13 protein-coding genes and 1 pseudogene are annotated in these 15099 nt (G+C 61.8%); 3 read left to right on the forward strand and 11 right to left on the reverse strand.

From position 1 onward, the window contains the following. Nucleotides 1-14: 14 nt before the first annotated feature. The 4 genes from NCT04_RS01045 to argS all read right to left on the reverse strand — a co-directional run bounded on the left by NCT04_RS01045 (nucleotide 15) and on the right by argS (nucleotide 4216). The gene (locus NCT04_RS01045) at nucleotides 15-788 is read right to left on the reverse strand and encodes an SDR family oxidoreductase (protein WP_250462717.1); all 774 of its coding nucleotides are present in this window, start codon (nucleotides 786-788) and stop codon (nucleotides 15-17) included. Nucleotides 789-803: 15 nt separating this feature from the next. Continuing rightward, a complete protein-coding gene (locus NCT04_RS01050; protein WP_244826825.1) occupies nucleotides 804-1451 on the reverse strand; it encodes a thiol:disulfide interchange protein DsbA/DsbL in 648 nt (215 codons plus the stop codon). Nucleotides 1452-1554: 103 nt separating this feature from the next. Then, entirely contained in the window at nucleotides 1555-2298 is a 744-nt protein-coding gene (locus tag NCT04_RS01055; protein WP_244826826.1) for an SPOR domain-containing protein, read from the reverse strand. A gap of 133 nt (nucleotides 2299-2431) precedes the next feature. Next, the gene (gene argS, locus NCT04_RS01060) at nucleotides 2432-4216 is read right to left on the reverse strand and encodes an arginine--tRNA ligase (RefSeq protein WP_250462720.1); all 1785 of its coding nucleotides are present in this window, start codon (nucleotides 4214-4216) and stop codon (nucleotides 2432-2434) included. A 254-nt stretch (nucleotides 4217-4470) separates the two neighbouring features. Between argS and NCT04_RS01065 the strand changes: the two genes are divergently transcribed. Further along, nucleotides 4471-4797 carry a DUF1840 domain-containing protein gene (locus tag NCT04_RS01065; RefSeq protein WP_250462723.1) on the forward strand — a complete coding sequence of 109 codons (327 nt, stop codon included), beginning with the start codon at nucleotides 4471-4473 and terminating at the stop codon, nucleotides 4795-4797. Nucleotides 4798-4901: 104 nt separating this feature from the next. Here NCT04_RS01065 and NCT04_RS01070 read toward each other — a convergent pair whose 3' ends face one another. From NCT04_RS01070 to NCT04_RS01100, 7 genes are all read right to left on the reverse strand, one after another. Next, nucleotides 4902-5108, reverse strand: coding sequence for a hypothetical protein (locus NCT04_RS01070; RefSeq protein ID WP_250462726.1), 207 nt, complete (start codon nucleotides 5106-5108; stop codon nucleotides 4902-4904). 143 nt (nucleotides 5109-5251) lie between these two features. Then, complete coding sequence (metH, locus tag NCT04_RS01075; RefSeq protein ID WP_244827945.1) at nucleotides 5252-7969, reverse strand: methionine synthase; 2718 nt, start codon at nucleotides 7967-7969, stop codon at nucleotides 5252-5254. A 41-nt stretch (nucleotides 7970-8010) separates the two neighbouring features. Next, nucleotides 8011-9072 (reverse strand): homocysteine S-methyltransferase family protein, encoded by a 1062-nt coding sequence (locus NCT04_RS01080; protein ID WP_250462729.1) that lies wholly within the window; start codon nucleotides 9070-9072, stop codon nucleotides 8011-8013. 213 nt (nucleotides 9073-9285) lie between these two features. Beyond that, complete coding sequence (locus tag NCT04_RS01085; RefSeq protein ID WP_244826831.1) at nucleotides 9286-9543, reverse strand: BTH_I0359 family protein; 258 nt, start codon at nucleotides 9541-9543, stop codon at nucleotides 9286-9288. Between the two features lie 135 nt (nucleotides 9544-9678). Next, nucleotides 9679-10470: an alpha/beta fold hydrolase gene (locus NCT04_RS01090; RefSeq protein ID WP_250462732.1), complete on the reverse strand. Its 792-nt coding sequence runs from the start codon at nucleotides 10468-10470 to the stop codon at nucleotides 9679-9681. A gap of 154 nt (nucleotides 10471-10624) precedes the next feature. Then, on the reverse strand, nucleotides 10625-11776 hold the full coding sequence (locus tag NCT04_RS01095; RefSeq protein WP_250462736.1) for a DUF3108 domain-containing protein: 1152 nt from the start codon (nucleotides 11774-11776) through the stop codon (nucleotides 10625-10627). 114 nt (nucleotides 11777-11890) lie between these two features. Continuing rightward, nucleotides 11891-12700, reverse strand: coding sequence for an IclR family transcriptional regulator (locus tag NCT04_RS01100; RefSeq protein ID WP_250462739.1), 810 nt, complete (start codon nucleotides 12698-12700; stop codon nucleotides 11891-11893). 106 nt (nucleotides 12701-12806) lie between these two features. On the opposite strand from NCT04_RS01100, the pseudogene NCT04_RS01105 reads away from it, so the two are divergent. After that, nucleotides 12807-13791, forward strand: a pseudogene (locus tag NCT04_RS01105) (fumarylacetoacetate hydrolase family protein). Nucleotides 13792-13917: 126 nt separating this feature from the next. Next, nucleotides 13918-15090, forward strand: a complete 1173-nt coding sequence (locus tag NCT04_RS01110; RefSeq protein WP_250462740.1) for an ABC transporter substrate-binding protein — start codon at nucleotides 13918-13920, stop codon at nucleotides 15088-15090. Nucleotides 15091-15099 lie beyond the last annotated feature (9 nt).

The raw sequence follows: 15099 nt of genomic DNA on the forward strand, positions 1-15099 counted from the left end.
CGTTGCCGGATTTTTTATTGGCCGTCGCGCGGCTTGCGTGGCGCGCGTTCGAAGATGAAGTCGTAGAGCCAGCGCGGCATGACATGCAGCAGCATGCCCGCAATGCGCATTTGCCATGGAAAGGTCGCGTAGCGCACCTTGCGCGCGATGGCGTCGGCGGCCTTGCCGGCGAAGCGGTCCGCGTCCATGAGAAAGGGCATGGAATAGGGATTGTGCGCCGTCATTTCCGAGCGCACGTAGCCCGGCGCGATGGTCACGACCGCGACGCCTTGTGGCCGCATTTCCACACGCAACGCTTCCAGATACTTCGCCGCCGCCGATTTCGACGCACTGTAGGCGCCCGATCCCGGCAGCCCGCGCACGCCTGCGACGCTCGCGATACCGACGAGCGTGCCGCTTCGCGCCGCCGTCATCGACGCGATGAACGGCTCGAACGTGGCCACCATGCCGAAGTAGTTGGTGTCCATGACGGCGCGGAAGGCTTCGAGATCGCCGTGGCCGGTGAGGGCGCCACGGCTTACGCCTGCATTGGCGATCACGATATCGGCGGGACCGTGTTCTTCGATGAAACGGCGCGCGGCATCGGCAAGCGCGTTCGCGTTGCGCACGTCGGCGGGGTAGATCGAGATGGAGGCTTGCGGATGGCGGGCGGCGAATGCCGCGAGGGAATCGACGCGACGGGCGACGAGGCCGAGTACGGCCCCGCGCTTGACATACTCTTCGGCTAAAGCGAGGCCGATGCCACTCGACGCGCCGGTCAGGAAAACCTTGAGACGAACTGCGTTCATGCCGGCCCGTGTCGATTACATTTTCTTGTCGCGAACTTGCTGAACGAGAAAGTCCATCACGTCGGTCGTGCCTTGCAGACTGTTGGTCGCGGCCGGACCCGTGACGTACTTGCCCTGCACGATGACGGTAGGCACGCCGTCGATCTTGTAGTCCTGCAGCAACTTGGCGTCGCGCTTGATGTCGCTCTGCGTCGAGAACGAGTTATACGCGTCCATGTACTTCTTCTTGTCGATGCCCTGAGTCGCAAGGAAGGTCGCCTGCGCCTCGGGCGTCAGCAGATAGTTCTTCTTCACGTGGATCTCGTTGAACACGGCCGGCGTGACCTTCTCCGCGACGCCCAGCGCGACGAGCGCGTGATACATCTTCGAGTGCGGGATGAAGTCGTCGCGGAAGGCAACCGGCACGCGCTTGAACACGACGTCCGGTCCTTGCTTCTTTTCCCACGTCTCGATGTACGGCTCGAATTCGTTGCAATGCGGGCAGCCGTACCAGAAGAATTCGATGACTTCGACCTTGCCCGCGGGCGCGCCGACCGGTTGAGGCGCCGAAAGCACCGTATAGTCCTTGCCCGAAACGGGCGCCGCCGATGCGACATTGGCCGCACTCAGCGAAAGAGCCGCGATGCCGAAAGAAAGAGCGAGGGCGCTAAGCAGTTTTTTCATGATTTGAGAGGAAGCACAGAAGGTCCATAAGTGGGACATACGACGCTTAAGCCGAGCTTAAAGTTGGCCCGCATCGCGTTGATTACGACGCGGGCCACGCCCGTCATTGCTTCGAGAACCGGATGACGGCGGTATCGACGCCTGCATCGGACAGACGCTGGCGTGCCGTGTTCATGTCCTCGAACTTCGCGAACGGGCCGACGCGCACGCGATAGTACGTCACGCCGCCCGCGTCGCGCTGCGTCACCTTCGATTCGAAACCCTGGAAGCCGAGCCGCGCGCGCTGCTGTTCCGCGTCGGCCTGAGTCTTGTACGCGCCGACCTGCAGGAAGTAACCCGTGTTGACGTCGCCAGGAGCGGGCGGCGTGGTCTTGGCCGTGCCCGTCGTCGAGCTCGGCTTGGGCGTGGCGGCGGCGGAACTCGTCGCGTTGTCGGGCGTCTTCGGATTCGCGGCGTTGCCGTTCCTCGGCGTGGACGCGGCCGAACCGGAAGGCGGCACTTCGACGATCTGCGGTTCGTCCAGCATGCCCGACGATTGCGTCTGATTGGTGCTCTGGCCCGGCGCGGTATTAGGTGGCGTGGGTTGCGCGGCTTGTGGCACGGCCTGCCCAGGCGTCTTGCCTTGCAGCGGACGATTCGGATCGTAAGGCTGCGCGGCGGGCGCGGAACTGGTGTCGGAGGGCGGCGGCGCAACCTTCGCCACGAACGGCGTGGGCGCGCGGGTGATATATAGCGCGACGATCACGGCGATCGCGAGCCCGACGATCAGGCCCAGCACGATGCCGAGAAAAGTACCCCCGGTTTGCTTCGACTGCGACTGCTTCGACGTGCGACGTGGTTTTGCCATCGTATGAATCACCTGCAAAAAGTCTTCGAGTTGGCCGACGATTATAACGGTGGCTTAAAGCCAAGTCCGCGCCAGGCAGCCGTCCGCGCGCGTCGAAAGTCGTGTTTTCGGCGCGACGGACGTCTTCTGACCATTACATCTTTTCGGGAGCCGACACGCCGATGGTCGCGAGACCGTTGGCGAGCACCTGACGCGTCGCGGCAAGCAGCGCGATGCGCGCGTCGCGTTCCTTTTGTTCGTCCACGAGCACGCGCTCCGCATTGTAGAACGAGTGAAATTCGCCAGCGAGGTCGCGCAAATAGAAAGCGACGGCATGCGGCGCCAGTTCTTCGGCGGCGTGCGCGAGCATTTCCGGATACTCGGCGAGCTTGTTGAGCAATGCCATGGCGCGCGGGCTCGACAGCGGCTCGAGATCGGCGTGCGCGGCCTGGGCCAGATCGCCGCCGTAGCGCTCCTTCCAGTCGTTGAGAATCGTGCTGATGCGCGCGTGGGCGTACTGCACGTAATAAACCGGATTTTCGTCGTTCTGCTTGAGCGCCAGGTCGATATCGAAGACGAATTCGGTATCTGCCTTGCGCGAAATGAGGAAGAAGCGCACGGCGTCGCGGCCGCGGCGGATGGTGTCTTCGTCCAGTTGATCGGGCGCGGCTTCGTTGCCGGGCGTCATGCCGCCCGACCATTCGATCAGATCGCGCACGGTCACGTAGCTTCCGGCGCGCTTGCTGATCTTGACTTCCTGGCCGTCGCGCATGACGGTGACCATCTTGTGCAGCACGTAGTCGGGGTAGCCTTTCGGAATACCAATGCCGAGCCCTTGCAGCCCAGCGCGAACCCGCGCGATGGTGCCGTGGTGGTCCGAGCCCTGCACGTTGATGACCTTGGTGAAGCCGCGCTGCCACTTGGCAACGTGATACGCCACGTCCGGCACGAAGTAGGTGTAGGTGCCGTCGGTCTTGCGCATGACGCGGTCTTTGTCGTCGCCGTCGTCGGTGGTGCGCAGCCACAATGCGCCCTCTTGCTCATAGGTCTTGCCGGCAGCCACGAGCGCCTCGACGGTCTGCTCGACGCGTCCTTCCTTGTACAGCGACGACTCCAGATAGAACTGATCGAACTTCACGCCGAACGCGGTCAGATCCATGTCCTGTTCGTGACGCAGATAAGCGACCGCGAAGCTGCGGATGGCTTCGAGATTCTCGACATCGCCCACGCCCTTGACCGGCTCGCCATCTTTCGCCGCGACGGTTGCGCCCGCCAGGTAATCACGCGCGATATCGGCAATGTATTCGCCGTTGTACGCCGCTTCCGGCCACTCGGCGTCGCCTGGCTTGAAGCCGCGCGCACGCGCTTGCGTCGAGATGGCGAGGTTGCCGATCTGCACGCCCGCGTCGTTGTAATAGAACTCGCGATGCACCGCGTAACCTTGCGTGCCGAGCAAGTTCGAGAGCGCGTCGCCGAGCGCGGCCTGACGGCCATGACCGACGTGCAGCGGTCCGGTCGGGTTCGCGGAGACGAATTCGATCAACACTTGCTTGCCTGCATCGCGCTGCGAGTCGCCGTATGCGGCGCCTTCGGACAGCACTGCCGGGATCACGGCTTGCTTCGCCGTTGCCGCGAGTCGCAGATTGATGAAGCCCGGACCCGCGACTTCCGCACCTTCCACGAGCCCCTTGGCTGCTGCGTTGCCGAGTAGCGCATCGACGATTTGTTGCGCAAGCTGACGCGGATTGGCGCGCAACGGCTTGGCGAGTTGCATCGCCACGTTCGAGGCGACATCGCCATGCGCCGCGACCTTCGGTCGTTCGAGCACGATGGTCGGCGCGACGAAGGCCGCTTCAGTCGCGCCCTGCGTGGCTTGCGCGACCTGCTTGACCGCGTCGGTGAGGAGCGTTTCTAGGGTTTCTTTGTGTGCGGGCAGCATGCTGAAAATGATCCAGTGGAGCGAGTCCGATGTGGTGTGGCGTAGGCGAGGGCGGTGCGCGCGGATGCGCGACGCGATGCTGGTCCGGCCGTAAGAGGCCTCGACAGGCCGCGGGAATCAAACTACGCGTAAAGCGGGATTTTAGCAGGTGCTAATATGTCGAATCAGGGTGCATACCGGGCAGTCGGCGCGACTCGCGGCAACATCGTGCAGCTTTCAAAGCTGCATATCAACATAAAGAAAAGGACCTAACCATGCTGATCACTTTCAAAACCAGCGCGGCTCCGGACGTCATGATGCTGCAAAACCTCGCCGAGTATCTGCTTGGCATCATTGGTAAACAGCTGAACGAACGGGGCGTCATCACTCACGACGAACTGCCTGCGGCTATCGAAAAACTCGAAGCCGCCGTGTCGACGGACAAGAAAGAGCGCGCCGAGCACGACGGCCACTTCCACGAAGGCGAGGACGGTCACGAACCGCACGAGATTCCCATCGGGCTTGCGCAACGCGCTTATCCGTTTCTCGACATGCTGCGTCTTGCGCAGAGAGAGCATACGGACATTCTCTGGGGCGTCTGAACGTTCGTTTGCATTGGCGAATAAAAAAACCCGCATCGTCGCCGATGCGGGTTTTTACTTTGCAGCGGACATAACGTCAGACGGCTGAGTCGCGATGCTGCCGCTTACTGCGACTGACCGCCTTCCGCCGGAGCAGGTTTGGCGGACGCTCTCGGCTTCTTGGGCTTCTTCGGCTTCTTCTTGTGCTCGGTAACGGGCGGCGAGTACGAAGACGCCGTGGTGGTGCTGGCCTGCGCGAACGCAGCCGAACTCGATGCTGCAAGTACGGCTGCCGCAAGCGCTACGGTTACGGCGGACGTCATCTTCTTCATGCGACTTTCTCCGTGACGAAAAGAAATGCGTGGCCGTCGTGGTGACGACCTATCGCGGCTACAAGTCTACGGAAATCAAAATTTTCCCGCCGATAGCGTGCATTTTTTTCGTTATCACAGATTGCATATGTTGTTTTGCAGCATTAGCGCTGCGGCGCGAGGGCGCGTTCCGCATCCGCGTTCGAGATCGCCATGCGTTCGGCGAAGCTCGCAAGTTGGTCGTCGCCGATCTTGCCCACCGAAAAATACGTGCTCTCCGGGTGCGCGAGATAGAAACCCGACACGCTCGCGGCCGGCAACATGGCAAGCGACTCCGTCACGCTCATGCCGATTTCGCCTGCCTGAAGTACTTCGAACATATCGCGCTTGACGAGGTGATCCGGGCACGCCGGATAACCCGGCGCCGGGCGAATGCCGGCGTACTTTTCCGCGATGAGCGATTCGTTGTCCAGCGTTTCGTTCGCCGCATAGCCCCACAGATCGCGACGCACGCGCGCGTGCAGTGCTTCGGCGAATGCTTCGGCGAAACGGTCGGCCAGCGCCTTCAGCATGATTGCGCTGTAGTCGTCGTGATCGGCTTCGAACTGCTTTTCCTTCTTGTCGACGCCAAGGCCCGCCGTCACCGCGAACATGCCGATGTAGTCGGCCACGCCGGAATCTTTCGGCGCGATGAAGTCGGCAAGCGAGCGGTTCGGCCTTTGCACGCCATCGACAATCGGACGCACGCTTTGTTGACGCAGATTGCGCCATGTCATTGCGACTTGCGAGCGTGAGTCGTCCGTGTAGATTTCGATGTCGTCGTCGTTCACGGTGTTCGCGGGCAGCAGCATGACCACGCCGTTCGCCTGAAGCCAGCGGCCCTGGATGATGCGCGAGAGCATGGACTTGCCGTCCGAGAACACGCGCCGCGCCGATTCGCCGACGATTTCATCGTTGAGAATCGCGGGGTAGGGGCCCGCGAGATCCCATGTCTGGAAGAACGGCGCCCAGTCGATATAAGTCGCCAACTCGGCTAGATCGTAATTCTTGAACACGCGCCGCCCGATGAAGCCCGGCTTCTTCGGCCGATACGCGCTCCAGTCGATCTTCGTCTTGTTGGCCCGCGCCTGGTCGTAAGTGACCATGGGCAGCGCCTTCTTGTTCGCGTGTTGCGTGCGGATGCGGTCGTAGTCGGTCTTCAGGTCGTCGAGATATTTCGCCGCACCCTCGTCCGACAGCAGGCTCGACGCCACCGAGACCGAACGCGACGCATCCGGCACATACACCACCGGCCCTTCGTAATGCGGCGCGATCTTCACGGCGGTGTGCACGCGCGAAGTCGTCGCGCCGCCGATCAGAAGCGGCGTCTGCTTGCCACGGAAGTAGTCGTCGCGCTGCATTTCGGACGCGACGTACGCCATCTCCTCGAGACTCGGCGTAATGAGTCCCGAGAGCCCGATGATATCCGCGCCTTCTTCCTTCGCCTTTTGCAGGATGGTCGCGCAGGGCACCATTACGCCCATGTTGACCACTTCGAAGTTGTTGCACTGGAGCACGACCGAGACGATGTTCTTGCCGATGTCGTGCACGTCGCCCTTCACGGTCGCGATGACGATCTTGCCCTTCGGCCGCACATCGGCGCCTGCATCGGCGAGACGCTTCTTTTCTTCTTCGATGAACGGAATGAGATGCGCAACCGCCTGCTTCATCACGCGAGCGGACTTGACCACTTGCGGCAGGAACATCTTGCCCGCGCCGAACAGGTCGCCGACGACATTCATGCCGTCCATGAGCGGCCCTTCGATCACGTTGATCGGCCGGCCGCCTGCCTTCTCGATCTTCGCGCGCACTTCTTCCGTATCTTCGACGATGAAGTTCGTGATGCCGTGCACGAGCGCATGCGACAGACGCGCCTCGACCGGCTGATTACGCCATTCGAGGTTCTCCTCCTTTTTTGCCGCGCCGGTCTTGAACTTGTCGGCGACTTCGAGCAGACGGTCGGTGCCGTCGTCGCGACGATTGAGCACGACGTCTTCCACGCGTTCGCGCAACTCGGCGTCGAGATCGGCATAAACGCCGAGCTGGCCCGCGTTGACGATGCCCATGTCCATGCCCGCCTGAATGGCGTGGTAGAGGAACACGGTATGGATGGCTTCGCGCACGGGGTCGTTGCCGCGAAACGAGAACGAAACGTTCGACACGCCGCCGCTCACCTTGGCATGCGGCAGATTTTGTTTGATCCAGCGCGTGGCGTTGATGAAATCGACCGCGTAGTTGTTGTGCTCTTCGATGCCCGTCGCGATAGCGAAGATGTTCGGATCGAAGATGATGTCCTCGGGCTCGAAGCCCACTTCGTTCACGAGGATGTCGTAGGAGCGCTTGCAGATTTGCGTCTTGCGCTCGAAGGTATCGGCTTGCCCTTGCTCGTCGAAGGCCATGACCACGGATGCCGCGCCGTAGCGACGGATCAGGTTCGCGTGATGACGGAACGCGTCCTCGCCTTCCTTGAGCGAGATCGAGTTGACGATAGCCTTGCCTTGCACGCATTTGAGACCGGCTTCGATCACCTCGAACTTCGACGAGTCGATCATGATCGGCACGCGCGCGATATCCGGCTCCGAGGCGATCAGATTCAGAAAGCGCACCATGGCGGCTTTCGAATCGAGCATGGCCTCGTCCATGTTGATGTCGATAACCTGCGCGCCGTTCTCGACCTGCTGACGCGCGACGGCGAGCGCTTCATCGAACTGGCCGTTCAGGATCATGCGCGCGAACGCCTTCGAGCCGGTCACGTTCGTGCGCTCGCCGACGTTGATGAAGAGCGAGCTGTCGGTGACGTTGAATGGCTCGAGGCCGGAGAGGCGCATGGTGTGGTCGGTCATGGTGTCTTTTATCTTGTCGTCGGTCGATGTCGGTATCGTCGTCAAGCAGCGTCGCGATACTGCGAAGGAAACGCGCGCGGCTTCACCTCGGCAAGCGCCTTCGCGATCTCCGCAATATGCTCCGGCGTCGTCCCGCAGCAACCGCCCGCAAGGTTCACGAGCCCCGCCTGCGCAAACTCCTTCAGCAAGCCCGAGGTCACATCCGGTGTCTCGTCGAAGCCCGTATCGCTCATCGGATTCGGCAGGCCCGCGTTCGGATAGCACGAAACGTAGGTATCGCAGAGCTTCGCCAATTCGGCGATATACGGACGCATCAGCGCCGCGCCCAGTGCGCAGTTGAGGCCGAAAGTCAGCGGCTTCGCATGACGCAGCGAGTTCCAGAACGCTTCGACCGTCTGTCCCGACAAGATGCGGCCCGACGCATCCGTTACCGTGCCCGAGATCATGATCGGCAGGAGTTCGTTCGTGTCCTCGAACAGCTCGTCGAGCGCGAAGAGCGCGGCTTTCGCGTTCAAGGTGTCGAAGATGGTCTCGACGAGGAACAGATCGCAGCCCGCGTCGAGCAACGCCTTCGCCTGATTGTAATAAGCCTCGCGCAATTCGTCGAAGGTCACGTTGCGCGCGCCGGGATCGTTCACGTCGGGCGAGATGCTTGCGGTCTTGGGCGTCGGTCCGATCGCGCCCGCCACGAAGCGCGGCTTGTCGGGCGTGGAGAAGGCATCGCAGGCGGCACGCGCGAGCTTCGCCGACTCGACGTTCATCTCGATAGCCAGGTCTTCCATGCCGTAGTCGGCCTGCGCCACGCGTGTCGCGCCAAACGTATTCGTCTCGATGATGTCCGCGCCCGCCGCCAGATACTTGTCGTGAATCTCGCGGATGATCTGCGGCTGCGTGATCGAAAGCAGTTCGTTGTTGCCCTTGATGTCGCGTGCGTAGTCCTTGAAGCGCTCGCCACGGTACGCGGCTTCGTCGAGCTTGTAGCGCTGGATCATCGTGCCCATCGCGCCATCCAGGATGAGGATGCGTTTCTGCAAGAGCGCGGGGAGCGCGGCGCCGCGCGTGTAGACGCGCGAGGGAGCTTTGGATGTGGCGTTCTGGTTCATGACGGACGGGCCCTGCACCAATGTGAAATAGTCTGCATTGTAGCCGCAGCGCGGCTCGATCGCCGTGTGCGGGAGCGCTCGCGGACATGGCGCCGATGCAAAAAAAGAACCCCGCCTGGTTGCCCGGACGGGGTCTTTCGTGTCGCATGCTGCCGTGATCACCGCTGCTGGAGCGGGCGCGACGCGGCACTCAACCGCGCGCGCAGTCGAGTTTCAGTGGAGCACCACCGGCTGATTCATCAAGATATCGAACTGACCGAGGAATTCATCGACGTCTTCGAGCGAGGGTTCTTCTTCGATCAGTTTCTGCACGTGCTCGCGAAACTTGGCGGCAAGCGCACCGTCGATGAAGATTTCCCGCTGCGTATTTTTGTCGACGATCTCATAGCCGCCCGACATCATCGCAAGATGATTGTCCTGCGGCGGGAACTCGACGACGCAATAGTTAGGGCTGTTGTAGATCATTTGCATGGCGACACTCCTTATTCCTGTTGCTCCTGGCAATCCTGCACCGTAATTGGAGCGCTCGGGTGGGAATTCAAGGGGTGGCCTCGACGTGATGCCGGTTTATCGAGGCTTTCTTGTGAAGCTTTTGACGCGAAAAGCTTATGACGCGGACGTGCGCAAGAAGTCATTCAACAATGCGCAAAACCGTTGCGACTCCTCGACCGGGCTTAGGTGCGCTGCGTTGAGTAGTTCGAATCGCGCGCCTGGTACGGTATCGGCAATCACCTGAGATGCAGCATGTGGCGTGCCACTGTCGTGCTCGCCGGCAATTACCAGCGTGGGTTTGTCGATGGCTGCGAGCTTGTCCCGGACGTTGAAACGGCTGATTGCTTCAGCCGCGCGGGCGAAACGTTCGACGGGCGTTTGCGCAATCGTTTCGCCAATTTGCTCGACCACTTCCGGATGCGCCTTGCGAAATTGCGGCGTCAGCCAGCGTTCGAGCGTTGCATCCACCATACTCGATACGCCGTTTTCGCGCACGGAAGCTGCCCGTTGACGAAAGGTAGGCTGCGCTTCTTCTGGAATAAACGCCAGCGCACCGACGACCGTCAGCGAATCCACTTTATCCGCATGGTTGATTGCAAACGTCTGCGCGACCATGCCTCCAATGGATAAGCCCACAAGGTGCGTGGTCTTTGCGCCGAGCTTGTCGAGCAATTCGGCCAGGTCATCGGCCAGGTCCCTGATACTGAACGCGTCCTGCGATACCGCAGTCCTTCCATGTCCGCGCAGGTCATAACGCAACACGTTGTAGCCATGACGGAAGTATCCCGCCATCTGGTCCCACACCGAGAGATCGCCTCCAAGTTGGTGGATGAAGGTGAGCGTCGGGCCGCCGCCTTCGTTATCGAAAACATACCGTGTGTCGATGCCATTGATCGTCAACTGCATATCGGCTCCGTGGAGAATGCGGTTTGCGCTGCTGTCTCCGTTTTTCGTGCGCACAGCGGTGTCAGTTCGAGGTCCGGGCCACTGCATTGCCGTGACGCGGATTCTTCATACGCATCCGGCGTGCCTGAATCGTCGTCTTAGCGCGCATCGGGAGCTATTCCAACTTGTCCGCCCACAGCATTTCGATCTGCATGCCATTCGGTTCGGTTTGCAGAATGCGCACAGGCAGCCAGCCGAGCGCGGGCGCGAGCCAGATGTCGAGCTTGCGTTTGTCCCCTTCGCGGCGCGGCAGGCGCGTGAAGTGGCGCGCTGTGGTGAATCCGCCGCGCGACTGCACGTTTTCGTCGCCGACGGTTTCGAGTGCCCAGACTTCGTTGCTGTCGTTATCGGCGACGCTGAACTGGCGCGTCACGCCCGGCTTGTATTGATCGGGCGATCCGCGCACCAGACTGGACAATTGCATGACCACGCTGAAGCGGTCCTGCGCACCATCGGCGAGCGGCTGGCTATTGGGCGTACGCGTATAGACGATCTGTCTGGTCTCGCGATTGAACACGGCGATATCGGCGGCGCGGCGGCCGCGTTGTTCGGAATACTGGTCCGGCGCGATGCCGAAGGTATCGATGTGACCTTTGCTCGAATAGACGTATGGACCGACGAAGGGCAGCGGAATGGAAACGACCATCTCGTAATGCTGTCCATCGTTCGTCCAGTGAATGGTGCCGGTCTGATTCATAACGCCGTTCACGAGCGTGTCGTAACGAAGCTCGCCGGATGGCGGCACGCTGAATTTGTCGCCGGATGCGACGGCTGGCTGCGATGCAGGCACGGCAGCTTGCGCAGATGCAGAAGCGGCAGAAGCGGCAGAAGCGGCTGCAATTGCGGCGGCTTGTGCTTGGGCGGTGTCGTCATCGGCAACGACTGGGGTGAGAGGCGGCGCGGGTGTTGTTGAAGGTGTGGGCGTTGGCGCCGGTGCGGCTGGTTTCGGCTGGGGTGTGGGCTTCGGTGGTTCGACAGCCTTCGTCGGTGCAGGTTTGACGGGCGTCTGTGCAGGCGTGGGAGGCCGTGGCGCAGGCGGCGCAACCGGTTTCTGTGTCAACAGTTCGACCTGCACGGGTGGGTTTTCCGGCGGCGGATTAACCGGCCGTTGCGCACGGCCAACCCAGCGCATCGCGCCCAAGTGCAGACACACGACGATCAGAATGACCAGCGCCCAGCGGCCCCAGCGGCGCGGCGGGTTTTCGGCATCGGATGGCTCGCCGGATGCGAAAGCAGTACTTCGACGGCGAAACGGGAAAAGTGGCATTGAACGAAGCGACGGAAAGGCGCGTGTTACGGAACACGAGGAACGTTTTCGACACATTTGAACGAAACGATGTTCCTTGAATGCGCCTCGCACGCGAAGCTTTTACAAAACGCGTCAAAGCGAGCGCTCGTCTTCCGCATAACCCAGCTCATACGACAAACCGCGCGCGCATTCACGCAGCGCGGAATCGATTTCACCGCCCCAGCGCGTGTCGAACGCGCCTTCGTGACCCAGTGCGATCAAACCCAGTGCGAGTTCGCCCGTCGAATCGAAAACCGGCGTGCAGAATGCATGAATCGATGGCAACAGCATGCCTTCCACGCGCGCCGCGCCATGTTCGCGCACATCGGCGAGAAGCGGCTCTACATCCGCGAGCGTTTTCTTCGTGGTGGCGAGTTCACGCGCGAGCATCGCCTGCGTCTTGCTGCGCGGCAGGTAAGCCGCGAACAGCAGACCAGTTGCCGACGAAAGCAGCGGCATGACATCGCCGAGCTTGAGCGATGCCTTCGCCGGATAGCTCGATTCCATCCAGTGCACGACGGTCGGCCCCTGATTGCCCCACACGGCGATGCCGACCGTCTGATCCAGCCTGTCGCGCAATTGCGCCAGCGCCAGGCGCGCGAGCTTCACGCCATCGACGCGTGCAAGGCGTGCCAGTCCCATCTGCAAGGCGAAGCCGCCGAGCTCGTAGCGCCCCGACAAAGGATCTTGCGATGCCAGCCCAAGCCGCACGAAGCTCACCAGATAGCGATGCGCCTTCGCCGGGCTCATGCCGGCCCGCTGCGCAAGATCGCGCAACATCATGGCACGCGGTTCGTTGGTGAGCACGTCGAGCAGACGAAAGCCGACTTCGATCGATTGGATGCCCGAGCGGGTTTTTTCTGAAGCGGTGTCGACGAGGTCGTCGTCCTGGGATTCATCCATTTGGAGCGCATAAAAGGGCTTATGCCGAATGGCCGACTCATCGACCGGCGATTCACCATCGTAAAATAGATTTTCCTTAACGTCATCACGGCTTACCCTTCGCTCTATGAAACTCGCCACGCTGAAAGACGGCACGCGCGACGGCCAACTCGTCGTCGTCTCGCGCGACTTGCGCACCGCGGCCATCGCCGATGGAATCGTCTCGACGCTGCAACGCGCGCTCGACGACTGGGCCTTCTATGCGCCGCAACTCATGGACGTCTACGAAGCGCTGAATCAATCGCGCGCACGCAATAGCTTCACGTTCGAACCCAAAGCCTGCATGGCGCCGCTGCCGCGCGCCTTCCAGTGGGCGGACGGCTCGGCCTACGTGAATCACGTCGAACTCGTGCGGCGCGCGCGGCGCGGAAATGCCGCCCGAGTTCTGGACCGATCCGTTGATGTATCAGGGCGGTAGCGACGATTTCATCGGGCCGACGGACGATATCGTGTGCGCGTCCGAATCGTTCGGCATCGACTTCGAAGCGGAAGTGGCGGTCATCACGTCGGATGTCCCTATGGCGCCCACGCCCGATGAAGCGTTGAAGAGCGTGCGCTTGCTGATGCTCGTCAACGATGTGTCGCTGCGCAATCTGATTCCGCCCGAACTGGCGAAAGGCTTCGGCTTCTTTCAGAGCAAGCCCGCGAGCGCGTTCGCGCCCGTGGCCGTCACGCCCGACGAACTCGGCGACGCCTGGAGCGAAGGCCGCGTGCATCGCCCGATGATCGTGCACTGGAACGGCAAGAAAGTCGGTCAGCCGGAATGCGGCGTCGATATGGTCTTTCACTTCGGCCAGTTGATCGCGCACGCGGCAAAGACGCGCAACCTGCGCGCGGGGTCCATCGTCGGCTCGGGCACCATCTCCAACAAGGACGCGCGGCGCGGCTACTGCTGTATCGCGGAGAAGCGCTGCCTCGAAGTCATCGAGCACGGCGCGGCAGAGACGGAGTTCATGAAGTTCGGCGACAGCGTGAAGATCGAGATGTTCGACGAGCGCGGCAAGTCCATTTTCGGCGCGATCGATCAGGCCGTGACGCAACTGGAGCACTAAGGCACCGAGCGCGCGGCGGGGTTTAGCCCGATGCGTCGCGAGCCTTTGCCGTCTTACACTTGCCGGGCGCTGCGGCGTGAATGAAGTTCGAACTAAAGCGCGAATAAAACAACAAGGAGACGTTCCATGCGCAAAGGCAAGTGGAGGATGGCGGTGGCGGCGCTGGCATTCGCCTCGGTGTTCATGACGACCGGGGCCATCGCGCAGACGCCGCACGTGAAGATCGGTCTCGTGCTCTCGCTGACGGGGCCGGCTGCATCGCTCGGCATTCCGGCTCGGGAAACCGTCGCGCTTCTGCCCAAGGAAATGGGCGGCCGAGCGGTCGACTACATCGTGCTCGACGACGCATCCGACACCACGCAAGCGGTGCAGACCACGAAGAAGCTGATCAGCGAAGATCAGGTCGACGCGATCATCGGTTCGTCGATCACGCCGAACTCGCTCGCCATGGTAGATGTCGTGTCGCAAGGTCAGACGCCGATGATCTCGCTCGCTTCATCGGCGAAGATCATCGAGCCCGTGGACGATAAACGGCGCTGGGTCTTCAAGACGCCGCAGACCGACGCGATGATGGCATCGGCCATTGCGGAACACGCGAGCAATCACGGCGTGAAGACGATTGCGTTCATCGGCCAGGCAGACGCGCTCGGCGAAACCTTCTACGCGGAAGTCGCGAAGTTCGCGCAGATCCACAAGATCGAAGTCGTGGCCAACGAGCGGTTCAATCGCACCGACCCGAGCGTGACCGGCCAGATTCTCAAGATTCTTGCGGCGAAGCCTGATGCCGTGGTCGTCGGCGCGGCGGGCACGCCTGCCGCCTTGCCACCCAAGACGCTCGCGCAGCGCGGCTTCAAGGGCAAGGTCTATCACAACCACGGCGTGGGTAATCGCGATTTCCTGCGCGTGTGCGGCACGGACTGCAACGGCACCTTTCTGCCTGCGAGCCCGGTGCTCGTCGCCGCCCAGTTGCCTGACGATCATCCGGCGAAGCGCCTCGCGATCGCCTACATCAAACTGTACGAAACGAAGCAGGGCGCGGGCTCGGTCTCGGCGTTCGGCTCGTATGCGTGGGATGCGGGCATGCTGCTCGATCGCGCCGTGCCCATCGCGTTGAAAGCGGGCGCGCCCGGCACGCCCGCGTTTCGCGCCGCGCTGCGCGACGCGCTCGAAAGCACGAAGCAGTTCGCCGATACCAACGGGCAGGTCAACATGACGCCCAACGATCACATCGGTCTCGATCAACGCGCGCGCGTGATGGTCGAGATTCGCGACGGCAAATGGATCTATCAGCCGCGCTGAATGCAACCT

It is taken from the genome of Caballeronia sp. GAFFF2, from assembly GCF_023631485.1.
In the GTDB taxonomy this organism is placed as follows: domain Bacteria; phylum Pseudomonadota; class Gammaproteobacteria; order Burkholderiales; family Burkholderiaceae; genus Caballeronia.